Annotated in this window: 18 protein-coding genes and 8 tRNA genes; all 26 read right to left on the minus strand. The window is 48.1% G+C overall.

What is annotated here, in order from left to right; translation table 11 throughout:
* Positions 1–239: 239 nt before the first annotated feature.
* A complete protein-coding gene (gene trxB, locus ACU1JV_RS20915; protein ID WP_013368806.1) occupies positions 240–1,193 on the minus strand; it encodes a thioredoxin-disulfide reductase in 954 nt (317 codons plus the stop codon).
* A gap of 39 nt (positions 1,194–1,232) precedes the next feature.
* Positions 1,233–3,002 (minus strand): tetratricopeptide repeat protein, encoded by a 1,770-nt coding sequence (locus ACU1JV_RS20920; RefSeq protein ID WP_413987305.1) that lies wholly within the window; start codon positions 3,000–3,002, stop codon positions 1,233–1,235.
* 224 nt (positions 3,003–3,226) lie between these two features.
* Positions 3,227–4,051 carry a histidinol-phosphatase HisJ gene (hisJ, locus tag ACU1JV_RS20925; protein WP_025675864.1) on the minus strand — a complete coding sequence of 275 codons (825 nt, stop codon included), beginning with the start codon at positions 4,049–4,051 and terminating at the stop codon, positions 3,227–3,229.
* Between the two features lie 36 nt (positions 4,052–4,087).
* The gene (gene hisIE / locus ACU1JV_RS20930) at positions 4,088–4,828 is read right to left on the minus strand and encodes a bifunctional phosphoribosyl-AMP cyclohydrolase/phosphoribosyl-ATP diphosphatase HisIE (RefSeq protein ID WP_058711444.1); all 741 of its coding nucleotides are present in this window, start codon (positions 4,826–4,828) and stop codon (positions 4,088–4,090) included.
* Complete coding sequence (gene hisF, locus ACU1JV_RS20935; protein WP_016820119.1) at positions 4,825–5,583, minus strand: imidazole glycerol phosphate synthase subunit HisF; 759 nt, start codon at positions 5,581–5,583, stop codon at positions 4,825–4,827. The genes hisIE and hisF overlap by 4 nt, the downstream gene beginning before the upstream one ends.
* An 11-nt stretch (positions 5,584–5,594) precedes the next feature.
* Positions 5,595–6,326, minus strand: a complete 732-nt coding sequence (gene hisA, locus ACU1JV_RS20940) for a 1-(5-phosphoribosyl)-5-[(5-phosphoribosylamino)methylideneamino]imidazole-4-carboxamide isomerase (RefSeq protein WP_013368801.1) — start codon at positions 6,324–6,326, stop codon at positions 5,595–5,597.
* A 92-nt stretch (positions 6,327–6,418) separates the two neighbouring features.
* Positions 6,419–7,048, minus strand: coding sequence for an imidazole glycerol phosphate synthase subunit HisH (gene hisH / locus ACU1JV_RS20945; RefSeq protein ID WP_129548524.1), 630 nt, complete (start codon positions 7,046–7,048; stop codon positions 6,419–6,421).
* 3 nt (positions 7,049–7,051) lie between these two features.
* Positions 7,052–7,660, minus strand: coding sequence for an imidazoleglycerol-phosphate dehydratase HisB (gene hisB, locus ACU1JV_RS20950; protein ID WP_013368799.1), 609 nt, complete (start codon positions 7,658–7,660; stop codon positions 7,052–7,054).
* Positions 7,644–8,957, minus strand: coding sequence for a histidinol dehydrogenase (hisD, locus tag ACU1JV_RS20955; RefSeq protein WP_413987304.1), 1,314 nt, complete (start codon positions 8,955–8,957; stop codon positions 7,644–7,646). The genes hisB and hisD overlap by 17 nt, the downstream gene beginning before the upstream one ends.
* A gap of 63 nt (positions 8,958–9,020) precedes the next feature.
* Positions 9,021–9,665: an ATP phosphoribosyltransferase gene (gene hisG, locus ACU1JV_RS20960; RefSeq protein ID WP_013368797.1), complete on the minus strand. Its 645-nt coding sequence runs from the start codon at positions 9,663–9,665 to the stop codon at positions 9,021–9,023.
* Positions 9,662–10,867, minus strand: coding sequence for an ATP phosphoribosyltransferase regulatory subunit (locus tag ACU1JV_RS20965; protein WP_013368796.1), 1,206 nt, complete (start codon positions 10,865–10,867; stop codon positions 9,662–9,664). Before ACU1JV_RS20965 ends, hisG begins: the two co-directional genes overlap by 4 nt.
* 225 nt (positions 10,868–11,092) lie before the next feature.
* A complete protein-coding gene (locus tag ACU1JV_RS20970) occupies positions 11,093–12,244 on the minus strand; it encodes an acyltransferase (RefSeq protein ID WP_413987303.1) in 1,152 nt (383 codons plus the stop codon).
* Between the two features lie 143 nt (positions 12,245–12,387).
* On the minus strand, positions 12,388–12,885 hold the full coding sequence (locus ACU1JV_RS20975) for an acyltransferase (protein WP_013368793.1): 498 nt from the start codon (positions 12,883–12,885) through the stop codon (positions 12,388–12,390).
* Complete coding sequence (gene ppaX / locus ACU1JV_RS20980; protein ID WP_413987302.1) at positions 12,882–13,535, minus strand: pyrophosphatase PpaX; 654 nt, start codon at positions 13,533–13,535, stop codon at positions 12,882–12,884. The genes ACU1JV_RS20975 and ppaX overlap by 4 nt, the downstream gene beginning before the upstream one ends.
* On the minus strand, positions 13,532–14,587 hold the full coding sequence (gene lgt / locus ACU1JV_RS20985) for a prolipoprotein diacylglyceryl transferase (protein WP_413987301.1): 1,056 nt from the start codon (positions 14,585–14,587) through the stop codon (positions 13,532–13,534). Before lgt ends, ppaX begins: the two co-directional genes overlap by 4 nt.
* 43 nt (positions 14,588–14,630) lie before the next feature.
* Entirely contained in the window at positions 14,631–15,569 is a 939-nt protein-coding gene (hprK, locus tag ACU1JV_RS20990) for an HPr(Ser) kinase/phosphatase (RefSeq protein WP_013308232.1), read from the minus strand.
* A gap of 349 nt (positions 15,570–15,918) precedes the next feature.
* On the minus strand, positions 15,919–17,043 hold the full coding sequence (locus ACU1JV_RS20995) for an ABC transporter ATP-binding protein (RefSeq protein ID WP_019685783.1): 1,125 nt from the start codon (positions 17,041–17,043) through the stop codon (positions 15,919–15,921).
* Between the two features lie 103 nt (positions 17,044–17,146).
* Positions 17,147–18,289 (minus strand): PucR family transcriptional regulator, encoded by a 1,143-nt coding sequence (locus tag ACU1JV_RS21000; RefSeq protein WP_413987300.1) that lies wholly within the window; start codon positions 18,287–18,289, stop codon positions 17,147–17,149.
* Positions 18,290–18,446: 157 nt separating this feature from the next.
* Positions 18,447–18,519, minus strand: a tRNA-Lys gene (locus ACU1JV_RS21005).
* A 7-nt stretch (positions 18,520–18,526) separates the two neighbouring features.
* A tRNA-Tyr gene (locus ACU1JV_RS21010) sits at positions 18,527–18,612 on the minus strand.
* 9 nt (positions 18,613–18,621) lie between these two features.
* Positions 18,622–18,694: transfer RNA gene (locus ACU1JV_RS21015), tRNA-Phe, on the minus strand.
* 78 nt (positions 18,695–18,772) lie between these two features.
* A tRNA-Asp gene (locus tag ACU1JV_RS21020) sits at positions 18,773–18,849 on the minus strand.
* 19 nt (positions 18,850–18,868) lie between these two features.
* Positions 18,869–18,944: transfer RNA gene (locus ACU1JV_RS21025), tRNA-Thr, on the minus strand.
* A 4-nt stretch (positions 18,945–18,948) separates the two neighbouring features.
* Positions 18,949–19,024 (minus strand) — tRNA-Val (locus ACU1JV_RS21030).
* Positions 19,025–19,034: 10 nt separating this feature from the next.
* Positions 19,035–19,111: transfer RNA gene (locus ACU1JV_RS21035), tRNA-Met, on the minus strand.
* Between the two features lie 28 nt (positions 19,112–19,139).
* Positions 19,140–19,231, minus strand: a tRNA-Ser gene (locus ACU1JV_RS21040).
* Between the last annotated feature and the right edge of the window lie 197 nt (positions 19,232–19,428).

Here is a 19,428-nt window from a genome sequence, read left to right on the forward strand (position 1 = left end):
GCCTCCATAAGAAAAACGTCTATTGACGTACTTTCAAGGAAGCCAGACCACGCTTAACGGAAATTTTCCTTGCGATTAAAGAATTGTTCAGCTCCGCTGAACATTTATAAATACTATAATCATAAAAAGGAGAAAGCCTGTGCAAATGCACCAGGCTTTCTCTTCCTGAACAAACAACGGAGCTTAACAAAGGGCCATTAGCCCCTCACATTAGCCACTTTGTGTATTATAGACACCCTTTATTGATCCAGTGTTTCGCTCCAGTCGTGGACAGCGCTGCCTTCAAGATACTTCTCGCAATCCATAGCCGCCATACAGCCCGTTCCCGCAGCCGTAATGGCTTGTCGATAACGGTTATCCTGAACGTCCCCACAGGCAAAAACACCCGGGATATTCGTTTCCGTCGTGCCTGGCTTCACTTCAATATAGCCGTGTTCATCGGTATGGATCTGTCCGTTCAGAAAGCCTGTATTCGGTGTATGCCCAATCGCCACGAACACGCCATCTGCCTCTATTAGCTCATCCTGGTTGGTCTCATTATTGTGTACTTTCAGGCCCTTTAAGCCAGTTTCTCCCGTCACAACTTCCAGAGGAGTCCGGTTTAATGCCCAATGTACTTTTTCATTTTCGCGTGCGCGGTCTTGCATAATTTTAGATGCCCGCAATTCGTCACGACGATGGACCAAGGTTACACTGGAAGCAAAACGGGTCAAGAAGCTCGCTTCCTCCATGGCTGAATCGCCACCGCCGACCACGATAATCTTTTTCCCACGGAAAAAGAAGCCGTCGCAAGTTGCGCATGTGCTAACTCCGCGACCTACATTGTCCTGCTCACCTGGAATGCCGAGGTATTTGGCGGACGCACCTGTAGCAATAATAACCGACTCCGCCTCAATGATACCTTTACCCTCTACCTTCACTTTAAAAGGGCGCTTGCTGAAATCGACTTCCTCTACCCAACCGGAAGTAAACTCAGCGCCAAAACGTTCGGCCTGCTTGCGCATGTTATCCATCAGCTCAGGTCCGAGGATACCTTGCTCAAAACCCGGGAAATTTTCAATTTCAGTCGTTGTGGTAAGCTGCCCACCGGGCTGCATTCCTTCAATGATCAGCGGATTCATGTTGGCGCGTGCCAAATAAATAGCGGCTGTGTAGCCTGCAGGACCTGTACCAATAATTATGGATTTATACATACGTTTGTTGCCTCCTTTAAGTGATGTTTGGAGCAGGTCTCAGACCTGCTTTTTAAACGTGGAGAGCGGCTGCTTCAGCTTCTGTTTGATACCACACACGCTGTCAATTTGACGTGCGTAGCGGCTTACGGTCGATACGGAAATACCATAGCGGTCGGCTACTTCCTGATAGGTGACTGAATGATGATGCATTTTGGCTGTCAAATATTCCAGCGCAGCTGCCCATCCCTCAGTATGCTGAACCATCGGGACTTCTGGAGCAAGCCGATCCAGATACTCCTGCCAAAGTGATCTCAAATCATGCTGCATGGCCGGATCGGATGATTTGCTCATGACGGTCAGTACCTTGTCCAGCACGGCCTGCCATTGTGGATCAACTGACGAAGCAGAGATATCACCTTCGGTTGTATACGGATCTTTCTCAGCCTCCAACCGCTCAGGATGCTCCGTTTCCGCGTGTGTATTCTGTACTTCCTGCTCTGCCAGCTCTTGCAATACTTGCAAAGCACGGCGTTTGAGTTCACTTTCCTGATCTGGGTCTTCTACGAAGGACTCCAGCGCCTGACGCACCTCATCGTCACCGATCAGGCTTAACGCCTGAATGACCTGAAGCTGAGTTCCCCGGTCTCCGTGGCGCAAGGCCCAAAAGAAAGATGACCGGATTAGCGGGTCCTTCTTCATACTGTCAGGCACCTGCTCAGCACCAAACTTCTCCCACATGCGGAATTGCTCTTCAAACGGGAGATGATAGTGATAGCTGAGCACTTGCAGCGGTGTACCTTCCTGCTGAAGCTCTTCCAATCTGGACAGGAAAAATCTTGGAACCTCCGAGGAAGCATCCTGCTTTTGCAAATGACTCCATAACCGCCGAGCTTCTGTATATCTTCCTGTATTGCTGGCAGCTACCGCTGTGTAATGGTACAAAGAAGCGTCCGCATTGTTCTCTCCATTGCCATGAAGCAACCTACGAAAATGTCTGTAGGCCTCCTCATGACGTCCGAGAATCCCCATAGTGGTCGCCAGCTTGAATACCTGCTCCTCCTGAAACGGTATAGTGACCGCCAAGGTTTGAACCAGACGATCCAATTCCGGACCGCCGCCTTCGTGCTGATAAAAAATCGCCAAGTTGCACAATGCGTGTAAATTACCTGGCTCATCCTCCAACACTTGAATAATGGTAGCCTTAGCATTTTGGAACAATCCCATGTAGTAATACGCTAGCGCCAGATTATTCCGCGCAGCGAACATGTCTGGTTGCTCCTCAGAAATTTGCTTAAGCAGTTGGGCTGCCTGAGCAAATTTCCCTTCCTCCAGCAGAACACGGGCCTGATCATGCTCAACCACTCCCTGCCGGGCCTTAATGCGGTTCAGCTTCGTCGGACGGTCCAGCTCATAATAGAGCAGCTCCATCATTTCCTCGGCTTCATCAAGAAACTGGCCTTCTTCGTCCTCCTCCAGGTACGTGACCAATGCTTTTTCCGCTTCTTCAAACTGCTCCATATTAGCGTAATTATTCGCCATATAGAAATAACATTCTGTCATCGACGAGTCTACGTCACTCAGAACAGAGGACAGGATCTCATTCGAACCTGCATAATCCCCCATCTCTGATAATATACCCGCCATATTGCAATGATTCACCGGATTATCCGGTTCATATTCAACGGCTTTGCGAAAATATTTCAATGCCTTGTCATAATGATTGCGATCAAGCGAGCGCACAGCTTTCTCAAAAAAGAAAGATGCGTCGAAACGCAAAGCAATAATCTTAGGGCTAGGCTCCGAAACTCGCAGATGTTTCCCTTTCATAAATAACCAAGGCACCTCCTTCAAAAGTAACTGGCATGTTCATACCCTTCAGTATACCACAACTTCAAAACGACTTGACAGTTGATCCTACCTCATTCCAAAAATCGGTTCCGTACTCATACCCCGATAGATACATATGCAAAAATACGCAAAATAGCCGAGCGCATTTTCCCTGTATGAAAGGCGCGTTCGGCTAGCAACTAGATATAACATTTAATATAGTATTATAGCGTTAACGGAACCCGTGAACGCTCACGATGCTGAAATACGGCAAGCTCGCGATAGCCGACTTCATATAAAAGTGATCGCGCCTTCTCCAAGTGCTCAGACAGCTTCGCTGGATCATGGGCATCCGAGCCGATGGTCAACGGGATACCTAGCGTGAAAGCTTGCTCCAGCATGCGGCGGCTCGGAAACATTTCGGCACAGGGTTTGGATAGTCCTGATGCATTCAGCTCCATGGCCCGACCGCTGCGGGCTACGGCTGAGAGTGCGGAGCGCTCCAATTCACGCAGCTCCTCCTCTTCCTCTGGTTTCGGATGATAGCCGAAGCGCTTAATGACATCCAAATGACCCATGATGTCATACAACCCCGTAGCGGCCGCCTTGGAAACCGCATCATAATATGTGCGGTACACCTCTAGCACATTTTTACCTTCCCAATGGTGTACCTGACGGAAGTCGGTGACATCCCACTCACCGAGAAAGTGGACGGAACCAATCACATAATCCCATGGGTATGCATGGACGATATCTTCGATTTCGCGTTCCCAGCCCTCGATATAGTCGCCTTCCAAACCAACACGAATATCAATTTGCCCTTTATAACGCTCCTTCAGATCCAAGCATTCTTCCACGTATCGGGGCAGCTCATCCATAGGCATCGCCATTTCTGGATAATAGTTGGCTGGTTCTACATGCAGCAGCGGCATATGATCGGATAAGCCGAGCTGATCCAGCCCCAGCCGGATCCCCTGCTGCACATACTCCTCCAGACTTCCTATCGCATGCCCGCAGCGGGAATGATGCGTATGATAGTCAATTTTCATGCAGCCCTCCCCCTTTCAAATCCTACAATAGCCGTCCTAATCACGACGAGGGCGTTCATGACGGCGATTCAGCTCAGCCAGCACGTCATCGAGTGGTAGCTTGCGCTCCTGCAACAGCACCAGCAGGTGATAAATCAGGTCGCTGACCTCCAGACGCAACTCCTCATTATCTTTATTTTTGGCTGCAATGATTGTCTCAGATGCTTCTTCGCCAACCTTTTTCAGGATTTTGTCTACACCTTTATCAAAAAGATAGGTCGTGTAGGCTCCTTCAGGACGCGTCTCCTCGCGTTCCTTAATAATTGCTTCCAATTGGGCAAGCACCTCAAAGCGGCCTTCTGAAGCAATGGGAATAGCATCGGTACGAGTTACCGACACTTGAGCTCCTGCTTTTCCTGCCACAGGTGTTACAGCTGTTCCTGGCACGGAAATATCACGAGAAAAGCAACTCGTTGCGCCTGTATGACAGGCCGGACCGCTCGGAATGACACGCACCAATAGAGCATCGCCGTCACAATCCAGCTGGATGGAGGAGATCTTTTGCGTATTCCCAGAAGTTGCTCCTTTGTGCCACAGCTCCTGTCTGGAACGTGACCAGAACCAGGTCTCTCCTGACTCCAAAGACCGTTTCAGCGACTCGCGGTTCATATAGGCCAGCGTCAACACCTGAAGTGTAGCATCATCCTGCACAATCGCCGAGACAAGCCCCGCCTCGTTCCAGCGGACATTATCCAGTAGCTGCTCCAGTGATAGCTGTTGGTTCAATTCGTTGCTCATCGTATCTCCACTCCTCTGCGCTTCAAATCCCGTTTCAGCTCAGGGATTCCGATTTCTTTATAGTGAAAAATCGTTGCTGCTAATCCAGCATCGGCCTTACCTGACGTAAACACGTCATAGAAATGTTCCTGTTTGCCTGCTCCGCCGGAAGCAATAACTGGAATCCCTACGGTATCCGAAACCGCGGAAGTCAGCGGCAGGTCAAAGCCATCCTTAGTTCCGTCTGCATTCATGCTGGTCAGCAGAATCTCACCGGCCCCCAGCTGCTCTGCTTCCTTGGCCCAGGCCAAGGCGCGAATGCCCGATGGCGTGCGGCCTCCGTGCGTGTAAACTTCCCATTCGCCCCACGCCTCATTGTACTTGGCATCGATGGCAACAACGATACATTGTGAACCAAAGCTGCGCGCTCCTTCCGCAATGAGCTGTGGGTTGCGGACAGCCGCCGTATTTACGCCGATTTTATCAGCACCGGCCCGCAAAATGCGTTTCATATCATCGACATGAGATATCCCGCCACCTACGGTGAAAGGAATAGCAATTTCTCCGGCTGTCTGTCGAACTACTTCTTCCATCGTGGCACGACCTTCAACCGAAGCGGAAATATCCAGAAATACGATTTCGTCCGCCCCTTCCCGGTCATAAAGCGCAGCCAGCTCCACCGGGTCACCTGCATCGCGCAAGTTCACAAAATTAACGCCCTTAACCACCCTGCCATCCTTTACATCCAGACAGGGAATAATACGTTTAGCCAGCATGCCTACTCCCCCTATGCCTTTGCTACAGCTTGTACGGCAACCTGTAAATCAATGCTCCCTGTATACAATGCTTTACCCACAATAGCTCCGCCCACGCCTTCTTTCGCATAGGTGCTCAGTGTGATTAGATCATCCATCTTGCTGACTCCGCCGGATGCAATCACGGTTCGTCCACTGCTTTTGGCAAGCGCTGCGATTGCCTCCACATTCGGGCCCTGCATCATGCCGTCACGGGAAATATCTGTGAAAATAAATGTTTCCGCTCCCTTGGAGGCCAACTCAGCAGCCAATTCATCTGCTCGAACCTCCGAGGTTTCGAGCCATCCACGCGTAGCCACATAGCCATTTCGCGCATCTAGACCGATGGCGATCCGATCACCGTAGGTCCCCAATACCGCTTCCGTAAAAGCACGATCCTCAATAGCTGCCGTGCCCAAAATCACTCGGCTCACGCCCAGCGACAACAGCCGCTCCACATGCTCAAGCGTACGTAAGCCGCCGCCCACTTGTACAGGCACTTGCACCGCAGAAGCAATCCGTCCAATGAGCGCATCATTCACCGGTTGACCTGCTTTGGCACCGTCCAAATCAACCAAATGAATGTAGGAGCCGCCCAAGCGCTCCCATTCTCGTGCTACTTCCACCGGATTTTCGTTGTATATTGTCTCCTGGTTATAATCACCTTGTACCAGTCGTACACATTTGCCATCGCGAATATCAATCGCCGGGTATATCGTGAACAAAGTATGACCCCCTTATGAACTAATCAACAGCTATATACCTTCACACCCATCAACGCCCAAATTTGAGCCTACTAACACAAACGTTTAAGTAGTTATGCTCGCTTTTCCGCTTCCGCCAATTCCAAAAACTGACGAAGCAGACGCATCCCCATTTCTCCGCTTTTCTCCGGATGGAACTGCATACCGTATACATGGCCTCTGCCAACAATAGCCGTTACAGGTCCACCATAGTCGGTTACTGCCAGCAGGTCACTTTCGATCTCCGGCTTTGCATGATAGGAATGCACAAAATACACATGCCCTTCCTCCAAGCCCTGCAGTAACGGATGCTCTGGCTGGGTGATATGCAGACGATTCCAGCCCATATGTGGCACTTTAACGCCCAGATCAGGAGCAAACCGAACGACCTCGCCTGGTAATATATTAAGTCCTTCGTGACTGCCGTATTCTTCACCACGAGTGAACAATAGCTGCATTCCCAAACAAACACCGAGCAGCGGTTGTCCAGCACTTGCAACCTCCTGAATAACCCGATCCAATCCGCTGGAACGCAGATGTTCCATCGCGTCCCCGAAAGCCCCTACACCCGGCAAAATTACACCGCTAGAGGCACGAATCACTTGAGCATCTCCTGTCACTACAGCCTCATAGCCAAGGCGCTCAACCGCCCTGCTCACACTATGCAGATTCCCTCTGCCGTAATCCACAATGGCAATGGACATGGACTACAGCACTCCCTTCGTTGAAGGCACCCCTGTCACGCGCGGATCAATGGAGGTCGCCTCATCCAAAGCACGCCCCAGCGCTTTGAACACCGCCTCAATCATATGGTGGGTATTTTGCCCGTAGTGAACAATGACGTGCAGCGTCATGCGAGCCTCCAATGCAAATTTCCATAGAAATTCATGCACCAGCTCTGTCGAGAAGCTGCCTACCTGCTGAGACGGGTACTCTGCGCGATACTCAAAATGAGGTCGATTGCTCAGATCAATAACAACCTGCGCGAGTGCCTCATCCATCGGTACAAAGACGCTGGCATAGCGCTTGATGCCTTTTTTATCACCCAATGCTTCCAGCAAGGTTTGCCCCAGACAGATACCAATGTCCTCGACGGTATGATGATCGTCAATGTCCACATCCCCTCTGGCCTGTACATTTAGATCAAATTGTCCGTGCTTGGTGAACAAATCCAGCATGTGATTCAGAAAAGGAACATCCGTTTCAATCTCGGCCTGCCCTGTCCCGTCTACTGCAAATGACAGCTGAATGTCTGTTTCGTTCGTTTTCCGGCTGACACTGCCTGTACGCTCTGCTTTGTTATTTTCGTTCCCCATCGCCATCCACCGCCTTCTTCTCATTGTCCAATCGAACTTGTATCGCCCGTGCGTGGCCTTCCAGCCCCTCATGCCGGGCAAGCTGCATAATGGTCTCTCCATTGCGGAGCAGTGCTTCCTTGCTGTAATAGATCATACTCGACTTCTTGATAAAATCATCAATATCCACTGGCGAAGAAAAGCGCGCTGTTCCATTCGTCGGAATGATGTGATTAGGTCCGGCAAAATAATCGCCTACCGGCTCTGAGCTGTACGCTCCCAGAAAAATAGCTCCCGCATTTTCAATCAGCCCCATATGCTCCATCGGCTGCTCTGTCATGATCTCCAAATGCTCTGGCGCAAGCCGGTTGACAATACGGATGCCCTCTTCCAAATTGTCAACGACAATGATGGCTCCGTATGCCTCCACCGATGCAGCAGCGATATCTCTGCGCGGCAACTCCGCCAATTGGCGCTGTAACTCGGCTGATACTTCTTCGGCCAAGCGTTGCGAAAGCGTAACCAGAATGGCTGAGGCCATTTCGTCATGTTCCGCCTGTGAAAGTAGGTCGGCCGCTACATAAGAGGGATTCGCCGTGTCGTCTGCCAATACGACAATTTCACTCGGTCCCGCAATACTGTCGATATCCACTGCACCGTATACCTCTCGCTTCGCCAGCGCTACATAAATGTTGCCGGGACCGCAAATTTTATCAACCGGTTCAATACTATGTGTCCCGTATGCAAGCGAGGCAATAGCCTGCGCTCCGCCAACCCTGTATATTTCCGTTACACCAGCCTCTGCCGCAGCTACCAGTGTATAGGGGTCGATCCCTGCCTTGCCGCCTGTCGCCGGGGGTGTCACCATGACGATCTCCGGTACTCCAGCCACTTGAGCTGGAATAACATTCATCAATACCGAGGAAGGATAGGCAGCTTTACCACCTGGAACATACACGCCTACACGTTTCAAGGGTCGGATGATTTGACCGAGCAAGCTACCATCTGATTGTAAATCTATCCATGAGTTACGCTTTTGCTTGGTATGAAAAGCGCGAATATGAGCGGCCGCTTCTCGAATCGCCTGTATAAATGAAGGCTCTACCTTATCATAGGCCAACTTTAATTCTCCATCTGTCACACGAAGCTGCTCCGCTGTCAGCGATACACCGTCAAACATTTCTGTATACCGCAGGACAGCCTCATCTCCCTCTTGGCGTACCGATTGAATAATCGTACGCACAGCCTCGTTTTGCTCAGGTGTTCCGTAATCTACCTCTCGTTGGAGATTGAAATCACGGGCTGCTACGATCTTCATTTGCTCATTCCCCCTTACCTGCTGCTTGCTTGCAGAATGCTCCTTAACCGTTGCTCCGTTCCTTTAACCTTTCGGTACTACTTCAGTTGGAATCACCTGATGCAATCGATCACACAATGCCTGAATCGGACCATTTTTCATCCGGTAACTGACCCGGTTGGCAATCAAACGACTGGTAATATCCAGTATGCTAATCTGCTCAACCAATCCGTTCTCCCGCAAGGTCTGCCCCGTCTCCACCATATCTACAATGCGATCTGCCAGACCAATTAACGGCGCCAGCTCGATGGAGCCATTCAGCTTAATGACCTCCACCTGCTGACCTTGCTCCCGAAAATACTGGGAAGCCACATTTGGATATTTGGTTGCGACCCGCTGACGAATACCTGGTTGCCAATCGGGTAAAGCAATCACCGACATCCGGCAACGGGCAATCCCCAGATCCAGTAGCTCATATACATCCTTGTTTTCTTCCAGCAAAACATCCTTACCTACAATGCCGATGTCAGCTGCACCGTACTCCACATACGTAGGAACATCCACGGGCTTCGCCATAATAAATTCCATCCCCAGTTCAGGCAATGGAATGACCAGCTTGCGGGTTTCGTCCACATCCAGTGGAATTGGAACCCCTGCCTGGCGAAACAACTTGGAAGCCTGCTTATAAATCCGTCCCTTCGGCATGGCTACCTTCAATGTTTCCGTCATGGCAATTCCCTCCTTTGTACTGGCTGTCTTCCTTCAGCTGTATAGCTGTATACCTCTGCGTACAGATCCTGCTGCTCACGACGTCGATCTTCCGGCCCCCCCGTGAGTCCTGTCACCACATTAAGCCCCTCTGCACGTAGCTGTGCCGCTGCAGATAACGCCTCTCGACGTTCCTGCTCGTCATAACGAATAAGTACAGGACGCTTCGTCTCAATTGCAATACCATCCACACCATCGACGATTCGGTTCGTCTTCAATGCGAATCCCGTTGCTGGTACAGATCGCCCAAACTGCTGAAGCAGATTGTCATAACGACCTCCGTTGCATACCGGGAACCCGATTTCCGCTGCATAGCCCTCAAAAGTCATTCCTGTATAATATGAAAAATCCCCGATCATGGTAAGGTCAATTAACACATGCTCAGATACGCCGTATGCCTCCAGGACTTCCCACACCTCGCATAAATGTGCAATGGTTTGAAGCGTCTGCTGCTCTACACTAAGGCGGGTAGCCTGCTCGCAAATTTCCTTCCCGCCACGCAGCCGAAGAATGGCCTCCAGCTTATCGCGATGCTCGGGCGCCAAACCTAAAGCTTCAATCGCCGTTCGGTAGCCCACTACATCACGATTGAGCAACAGTTCTTTTAGCGCCTGCTGTTCAGCCTGGCGACCTGGAATGATCTCCTCAAATAACCCGTTCAGGAATCCCACATGTCCCATGGCAATTTTAAAAGAGGTAACACCCGCTGCCTGCAATGATGCAATGGCCAATGCTACCACTTCTGCATCAGCCTCAGGCGAGTCATCCCCTACCAGCTCCACGCCTGTTTGAAAAAACTCTGCCTCTCTTCCTGCCTCTTCCTCAATCGCTCGAAATACATTGGCGTGATAGGAAAGGCGAAGCGGTACTTCCTCTTCCTTTAGCAACGAAGATACCACCCGTGCAATTGGAGCAGTCATATCAGAACGAAGTACCAACGTAGTCCCTCGGTTGTTGAGCAATTTAAACAGCTTCCGATCAGAAGTAGAGCTAGCTACTCCTACCGTATCGTAGTATTCCATCGTAGGCGTCATAATCTGACGGTAACCCCAACGTTCCATACATGCGAGTACATTCAGTTCAATAGCCCGCAGCTTCGACACTGCACGTGGAAGGTAATCCCGAACCCCTATAGGAATCTCGAATCCTTTTGGCTTAGACATCTCTATCACCTCATGATTTCAATATCTTTATCATGGTAAAGTGCTAACAAACTAAAGTATATTCGATATATTATCATGCCCTACTTATGAACGTCAACCAAACGAAGCAGCCCATTTTTACAGCTTAGACAATCGCTGCCCCTCTCCATATTTTATCCAATGCAAAATGCATGAATCCTAAAAAAAAGACTGTCAGCCTTAAGCCAACAGTCTAAGTCAAAATATTTAACAATTTGCCTCTTTATCTTTACTCTGGAACGGAAACTTCGGAACTGTACCCAAACCGATCCATGAAAATGGTACATATCGAAAAAACAACGTCACAATCAGCCATGATCCAAACAGCGCCAACACCCATCCGCCAGCAACAGAGAAGACATATTCTATCGGTGTACCATGCAAATCCAGTTTGCGATACACTCGTAATAACGCCGGATGAAGTAAATATATACCGAAAGAACATGCTCCCAGCCAACTGATGAACATTCGCAGTCTATCACTAGTATGACGATATAATAAAACCGATAACTGAAACAGCACCAATGCAGATACAAGAGCATATGCATTATGTAGCAGTTCATAGACCAGCGATTCCGCATAAATGGCTTTGCGGTAGGCTATAAACCATATTTGTACATAAACGATCCCGAGTAATAACCAAGCCGCCCACAAGGCCCACCAGCTGATCAACTGGCCGCGACCCATTACCGTACCTGGGACTGGAAAAAGCCACTTTTTAAACCCTTCATATCCAATCGCTACAGCGGCACCCAAGGCAAAGTAACTGATATACGTAATCGCAAGGCTTCCTCTCTCCTCTTGCCAAACATATTTGTTCAGCAGTACAAACCCCCATTGAATGACCAACCCTACTGCCAAAATGACAAAAGCTGCTCTCCGTGGACTCGATATCCAATGACGTAAACGCTGCACTCCCCACAACAGTAGCGGAAAGACCAAATAAAATTGGATGATAATAATGACATAATACAAATGCGTATACGCCTTTCCCGTTAGCAGCACGAGCGGGAGATCACTAAGCGGCATCAACCCACGTGTCACCAAGGTCAAATAGTACATAAGAGAAAATAAAACGTAGGGTAACACAATAAACATCAGTCTTTTTCGAAAAAACAAAAGCATACTCTTTCCACGAAGTGGCCGATCGACATAATTGTAAAATAAAACAAAACCGCTCACAAAAATAAATACAGGCACTGCAAAGCTGCTAAAAATATTTAAAAATAAAAAGGGATAAAACAATAGAGAATGACGCGCATCAATCAATGCCATTGAAGTCGCATGAATGGTAATGACGGCCGCAATTAATATTCCCCGGTAAATATCAAGCTCTGGTATACGTTCTTTTTTGACCAAATCAACACGCTCCCATATCGCCTTGCAAAAATATTTATTATCAATTTTTAAACATAACCAATATGCATTACCCCACTTATTATACAGAAAAACAGCACAAGAAAGACCCCTTAATACATAAGGGGCCTTTCTTATCGTGCTATTTACTTTTCATCCACACCAGAGCGTCTTAAATCACGCAACGGATTACCGCCTACAAATGCACCTGCCGGTACATCTTTATGCACAACCGCTCCGGCCGCTACCACAGCTCCGTCACCGATGGTAACACCCGGCAATATGGTTGTGTTTGCGCCGATCAGCACACGATCCCCGATCACCACTTTACCGATGCGATACTCCTGTATAAGGTATTCATGAGCCAGTATGGTCGTGTTATATCCAATGACCGAATTGTTCCCGATTGTAATATGCTCTGGAAAAAAAACATCCACCATCACCATCAGACCGAAGGCGGCATGTTGCCCAACCTTCATCCCCAGCATTCTGCGGTAAATAACATTTTTCAGAGAAAGCACAGGACAATACCGGGCAATCTGTATGAAAATGAAGTTCTTAACGCCTTTCCAAGGGCTCACCGTCCGATAAATTTGCCACAACGCATTGGGACCTTCTACAGGATAGCGGTTCACCTTTCTCACGATACATTGACACCTTGAAGCTCCAGCTTCAGCAAATCCCTCATATCATATAGCATGTAGTCTGGTCCATATCCGCGCAGAGTTTCCTCACCCTTGAGCGACCAGACCACCCCAGCAGATTTCACACCTGCCGCCTGAGCTGACAAAATATCAAAGGAACTGTCACCAACCATCAACGTATGTTCCGCTTTAGCATTTAAACCTGCCAAAGCCTTGAGCACTGGCTCCGCGTGAGGCTTCGGATGTTCCACATCGTCAACCGTCACAATGTAATCCATAGACGAAGTCAGATCAAACAGGTTAAGTACACGCATCGTGGATGGTCGTATCTTGGTTGTCACAACCCCTAGCTTAATTCCTCGTGCGCGCAGCTCCTGAATAACCTCAATAACATGTGGAAATGGCTTCACCATTTGATCATGATGAATTTGATTATAAGCACGGTAGTCTTTAACTAGCCCAGATACATCCGTTAATCCCGTAAAAGTACGGAGTTGATCGTCCAGCGTTCCCCCCATATGAGGAATAATATGCTCCCGCGTTAGCGGATCAGCATCTGGATGGTTCAAAATGTGTAAAAATGTGCTGATAATCAACTCATTCGTATCCATAATGGTACCGTCTAAATCAAACAAAATCGTATTTATCATAGATGCTCCTTCTTGTCCTCATCCGTGTCTTCCTTAGATAGCTTATCCGCCGTGGCAGTTGGAGAAACCGCATCCTGTCCAGGACGGGACACCTGTTCTGGCGTCACATCAGGTACCTGATCAATCCCTGTCTTGCTGGAGACAATCGGGTCGTCATATCTCGCAACGGCTGAGCCCTTCCGACGACGAACCAAGATGAAAATCACAGCAGCTACAATGATGAAAATAGCAAGCAACTGTGAGATCCGTACGTTACCGTAATTCGGATCCAAGTACCCCGGTTCAAACCCTAGCCATACCATAGGGGACCACAGAGCATTCACAAAGGAAGCCAGCCAGTCCGGTCCCTGAAAGGCCAAGCTGTCCGTCCGCACCCGCTCGATGAAAAAGCGACCAATAGAGTACCAAATGAAGTAAAATGCAAACATTTCACCTGCACGTACAAATTTCATCCGGCGAATCACAAGCAGCAAAATCACGCCTACAATACTCCATAACGATTCGTACAGGAACGTAGGGTGGTGAAACACCCCGTTAACGTTCATCTGATTCACAATGAAGTCCGGTAGATGTAGCTGATTGCGCAAAAAAGTCTCTTCTGTTGGTCCACCGTAAGCCTCTTGATTGACAAAATTACCCCAGCGTCCAATCGCTTGACCGATTAATAGACCCGGCGCACAAATATCAGCGATACGCCAGAAGTTATACCCTTTATAGCGGAAATAAATAACCGCACATATAATGGCACCAATCAAGGCACCATATATCGCGATACCGCCGTTCCAAATTTTAAAGACATCCCATAGATTATCTCGGTAGTCTTCCCATTTGAAGGCTACATAATAAATACGCGCTCCAATAATGGCCGATGGAACACCCAGAAGCAGCATATCCATAAAGAATTCCTGCGGAATACCGAATCTTTTTCCCTCACGGATGGCGAGATATAAACCCACAAGTGCCGCCAGCCCCAAAATAAGCCCATACCAATGGACCTTGATTGCCCCGATTGAAAAAGCAATCGGATTCAGCAGTAATGTTGCCGTTGACATATGTTTCTCTCACTCCTTGTTCTTCCTTGCAACCGAACGAACCTTAATCCATCTCTTCCATATCTTCAGAAATCGTCGCAGTCAGCTTGTTTGTAAATTGCAGAGCTGCATTAACGCCCATTTGTTTCAACCGATAGTTCATGGCCGCTACCTCGATAATAACAGCCAGATTTCGGCCCGGACGTACTGGAATCGTAACGAGTGGAACATCTGTATCAATAATGCGTGTGGTTTCTTCATCGAGACCGAGACGGTCATACTGCTTGTCCTGTTGCCATGCCTCCAGACGGACAACCAATGTAATCCGCTTATTATTACGAACTGCACCAGCACCAAACAGTGTCATCACATTAATAATGCCCACGCCACGAATTTCAAGCAGGTGACGAATTAGTTCAGGTGCTGTTCCATGCAACTGAAAGTCGGACGTTTGCCGGATTTCTACCGCATCATCTGCTACCAAGCGATGCCCACGTTTAACAAGTTCCAGTGCTGTTTCACTCTTACCAATTCCACTACTGCCAGTGATAAGCATTCCCACGCCATACACGTCACACAGTACACCATGAATAGTCGCCGTAGGTGCCAGCTTTCTTTCCAGAAAACCTGTGATCCGGCTTGATAAAATCGTCGTCGCCATATTGGTTCGCAGTACAGGAATATCTCGCTCTGCGCTTGCCTCCACTAACTCGGCCGGTACCTCCAGGCCACGTGTGATGATAATACATGGAGTCAGCTCTGTACACAAACGCTCCATCCGATCCCGTCGCTCCTCAGGAGGCAGCATACCCAGAAAAGCCAGCTCAGACCTTCCCAAAAGCTGTACCCGCTCCTGTGTATGATACTCAAAATACCCGGCCATCTCCAGGCCTGGGCGATTCAAATCGTCCACGGTGATCAGTCTGCGTAGACCTTTTTCACCGGAAATAACCTCCATTTGAAACTGCTGTACAAGCTCGGATACCTTTACCTGTTTAGCCATTGTATTCTCTCCTTCATCTGCAAAAACCGGATTCTATACGCCATTTGATTTATGTAGCATTATTCTATTAACCATACAAACCCACGCAGTCTATCCTGAATGAGTCCACACTTCACTTGATTTAACAATAGGATTCCAGGCTATCCCTATCCCGACAGTTGGACCTCCAAGCCCCAATCTAGGACTTATGCCAACGAACCTTGTCTGAGTCTAGACCTGCACCATTGTACACCCATCGTATCGGAATTTTCCATTGAATGCAATGCCAAAGCTAGTAGCGGATATCATATACAAAAGAGTCGCAGTTCTCCGCTTGGGGAAAACTGCGACTCTCTTCCAGAGGCTGATCTTATTCGCCAACCAGAATGCTCAATTCCGATTCCTTATCAAAAATATGAACTTTGTTCATATCAACAGCCAACTTCGCTTTGACACCATCACGAGTATTAGAACGTCCGTCTACACGGGCAATAATCGTGTCGTTTCCGGCACCGCTCAGGTACAACAGCATTTCATGACCGAGGTTTTCCGTTACATCCACAGTGGATGTAAAGATCGTGTTCGGAGAAGCCTCTAAGAATACAGGCTCTTCATGAATATCCTCAGGACGAATGCCCAAGATCACTTCTTTGCCAATGTAGCCTTTCGCTTTCAAAATCTGTCCCTTACCTTCAGGTACAAACAGATCCAGACCTGGTGCTGTGAAATGCAATGCACCTTCTTTTTCAACCAGCTTACCCGAGATAAAGTTCATCGTAGGGGAGCCGATAAAACCAGCTACGAACAGATTCACTGGTCGGTTGTACAGTTCATCCGGAGATGCAGCTTGTTGAATGATACCATCCTTCATAACTACAATCCGATCACCCATCGTCATGGCTTCAACCTGGTCATGTGTTACATAGATAACGGTCGTTTCCAGACGCTTAGCCAACTTCGTGATTTCCGCACGCATCTGACCACGCAACTTGGCATCCAAGTTGGACAGCGGTTCATCCATCAAGAAGACTTGTGGGTCACGTACAATCGCACGTCCCAAGGCAACACGCTGACGCTGACCACCTGATAACGCTTTCGGCTTGCGATCCAGCAGATGCTCAATATCGAGGATTTTAGCCGCTTCACGTACGCGTTTATCAATTTCTTCCTTTTTAACCTTGCGGAGCTTCAGACCAAAAGCCATATTTTGATATACGTTCATATGCGGATACAAGGCATAGGATTGGAATACCATCGCGATATCGCGGTCTTTTGGAGCCACATCGTTCACAACACGATCACCAATGTACAATTTACCGTCTGAAATTTCCTCCAAACCAGCAATCATACGAAGTGTAGTAGACTTCCCACAACCGGAAGGACCAACCAATACGAGAAATTCTTTATCTTGAATGTCCAAATTGACATCAACAACCGTAGCTTTTTCTGCACCTGGATATTTCTTAAAAATATGCTCTAAACGTACGCCAGCCATAGCTTTTGCCTCCCCAAGGTCAAGTTTTGAAATCGAATACATTTTCTACTTGTATCTTACCCTAGTACCCAAAGTATGACTATTCGCAAACTGCACAAAAATGCTATTTCCTTTTTGTCACTTTGTACAATAGCAGATATAGTTTGACCAAAACCGCATCATTAAACGTCCTCACGTCCAATCCGGTCTCCTGTTTAATCTTGTCCAAACGGTAAATCAACGTATTTCGGTGAACATACAGACGCTTGGCTGTTTCACTCACATTACAATCCAGTTGAAAAAAGATATCCAATGTAGCCATCGTTTCTGAGTCTTCCAGTATGACAGATGACTTCATTACTTGCTCCAAAAATAGCACACGTTGTTCCTTGGGAATGCGATTTAACAGTCTCTCCAAATGAAGCTCCCATGAAAGGTGGATGTGCTCTGTTACATGAAAAAGCTTGCCAAGATGGATCGTCTCCCATAATAAATTCAGCTCGTGGGGAAGACTTTGCAAAAGGATCGAGGGCTTGGAAATCGCCAAATGGAATACACCGACCCATTCATTCGCTATAAGTTCATATAACCCCAAGCTAAAAGCCGTAAGTACCTCCTCCAGCGGTTCCGCAAAATCTGCCTCTCTGGTCTCAATATCTTTATCCCGTTCATCGTCGGCTCCTAATAAAAGCTCCTTTTTAGCGAGAATCAGCCAAGATTGTTCGTCTAATGGAGTAAGCAGCACATCCCCTCCAAAATAGCTCGCTAACAATCGATGAAGCTGCGTATAGGTAATAGCTCCATCCTGTGTTCCCTCACCATTTAGCAAAAACGGCACCATACACGCTGATAGCGGATCACGAAGTTCTAATACAGCAGGAACCTCTTCTTTACTGTTTAGGTTGGCTGCCTGCTGTATGAGCCATTGTCCAAAACGACTCATCCGCTCTTCCTCGCTATAAGCCCGGTTGACCGACAAGCTTGGACCATTGTGCCAAACTTGTTCCATGTTCCCCAGTAGCGCTTCTATCAACTTCCGTTCTCGATCCGACAAGTATCTGGCCTCTACTGCAAAAGCAGCCAGTTCACCTGCCGATGCACGAAACGGAAAATATAATTTATTCTCACTAACAAATGATCTATCCGGTATGACTGAATCCGTTGTTTCTCCTTCTGCCATCATTTCTGGGCACCAAGGCACTATGGTAAAAGGCGCTTGAATTATATTCTGAAGCTGTTGCTGAATCCACTCTGTATCCAAAGTCACGCGATCACCACTTCACTTTTTTTAGAATATAGATAAACACTAAGCGAACATAATGAACTTATTATAACCTGTCGATACCTTAAAACAAAAAGCTATATAAAAACATAACTTAAAACAATACAAAAAAAGCCATCAACTTATAGTTGATGACTTCTGATGAGCCATGAAGGACTCGAACCTTCGACACCCTGATTAAAAGTCAGGTGCTCTACCAACTGAGCTAATGGCTCATAAAACTGGTGGAGGATGATGGATTCGAACCACCGAACCCGTAAGGGAGCAGATTTACAGTCTGATGCGTTTGGCCACTTCGCTAATCCTCCATATAAAGGTGGCTCGGGACGGAATCGAACCGCCGACACGAGGATTTTCAGTCCTCTGCTCTACCGACTGAGCTACCGAGCCATATCCATTGACAAAAAAATAAAGTGCGGAGGGATACCCCTTCCCACTTTAGTACGGTGAAAATATTAAACTGAAAAATGGCGGAACTGACGGGATTCGAACCCGCGATCTCCTGCGTGACAGGCAGGCATGTTAGGCCTCTACACCACAGTTCCCTATATTTTTCAAAAAAAATGGTGCCGGCGAGAGGACTTGAACCCCCAACCTACTGATTACAAGTCAGTTGCTCTACCAGTTGAGCTACACCGGCACAATGGTGGAGGCTGAGGGGATCGAACCCCCGACCCTCTGCTTGTAAGGCAGATGCTCTCCCAGCTGAGCTAAGCCTCCTGGGTATGTATGGTAGCGGCGGAGGGGATCGAACCCCCGACCTCACGGGTATGAACCGTACGCTCTAGCCAGCTGAGCTACACCGCCATAACATAATTCACTAGCTTGTCCTAAATGGCGGAGAGAGAGGGATTCGAACCCTCGCACCACTTTCGCAGTCTAACCCCTTAGCAGAGGGTCCCCTTATAGCCACTTGGGTATCTCTCCATATGAATGGACTCGCTTAGTGAAATTCTACAAGATATTCAGATTATCAGCAAAGTGAATTTGAATATCAAGCGTAATTCCAAGGTGTTACACCCTGAAAACTGGATCCGAAACTTCCTTGCGTCTTATCTTTAGGATAAGCCCTCGACCGATTAGTATTGGTCAGCTCCATGCATTACTGCACTTCCACCCCCAAC

The organism is Paenibacillus sp. T2-29 (assembly GCF_052921365.1).

Bases quoted from the DNA above. Each gene is read 5' to 3' on its own strand.
- trxB (WP_013368806.1), bottom strand. From the start codon at position 1,193: ATGTATAAATCCATAATTATTGGTACAGGTCCTGCAGGCTACACAGCC.
- ACU1JV_RS20920 (WP_413987305.1), bottom strand. From the start codon at position 3,002: ATGAAAGGGAAACATCTGCGAGTTTCGGAGCCTAGCCCTAAGATTATT.
- hisJ (WP_025675864.1), bottom strand. From the start codon at position 4,051: ATGAAAATTGACTATCATACGCATCATTCCCGCTGCGGGCATGCGATA.
- hisIE (WP_058711444.1), bottom strand. From the start codon at position 4,828: ATGAGCAACGAATTGAACCAACAGCTATCACTGGAGCAGCTACTGGAT.
- hisF (WP_016820119.1), bottom strand. From the start codon at position 5,583: ATGCTGGCTAAACGTATTATTCCCTGTCTGGATGTAAAGGATGGCAGG.
- hisH (WP_129548524.1), bottom strand. From the start codon at position 7,048: ATGTCCATTGCCATTGTGGATTACGGCAGAGGGAATCTGCATAGTGTG.
- hisB (WP_013368799.1), bottom strand. From the start codon at position 7,660: ATGGGGAACGAAAATAACAAAGCAGAGCGTACAGGCAGTGTCAGCCGG.
- hisD (WP_413987304.1), bottom strand. From the start codon at position 8,957: ATGAAGATCGTAGCAGCCCGTGATTTCAATCTCCAACGAGAGGTAGAT.
- hisG (WP_013368797.1), bottom strand. From the start codon at position 9,665: ATGACGGAAACATTGAAGGTAGCCATGCCGAAGGGACGGATTTATAAG.
- ACU1JV_RS20965 (WP_013368796.1), bottom strand. From the start codon at position 10,867: ATGTCTAAGCCAAAAGGATTCGAGATTCCTATAGGGGTTCGGGATTAC.
- ppaX (WP_413987302.1), bottom strand. From the start codon at position 13,535: ATGATAAATACGATTTTGTTTGATTTAGACGGTACCATTATGGATACG.
- lgt (WP_413987301.1), bottom strand. From the start codon at position 14,587: ATGTCAACGGCAACATTACTGCTGAATCCGATTGCTTTTTCAATCGGG.
- hprK (WP_013308232.1), bottom strand. From the start codon at position 15,569: ATGGCTAAACAGGTAAAGGTATCCGAGCTTGTACAGCAGTTTCAAATG.
- ACU1JV_RS20995 (WP_019685783.1), bottom strand. From the start codon at position 17,043: ATGGCTGGCGTACGTTTAGAGCATATTTTTAAGAAATATCCAGGTGCA.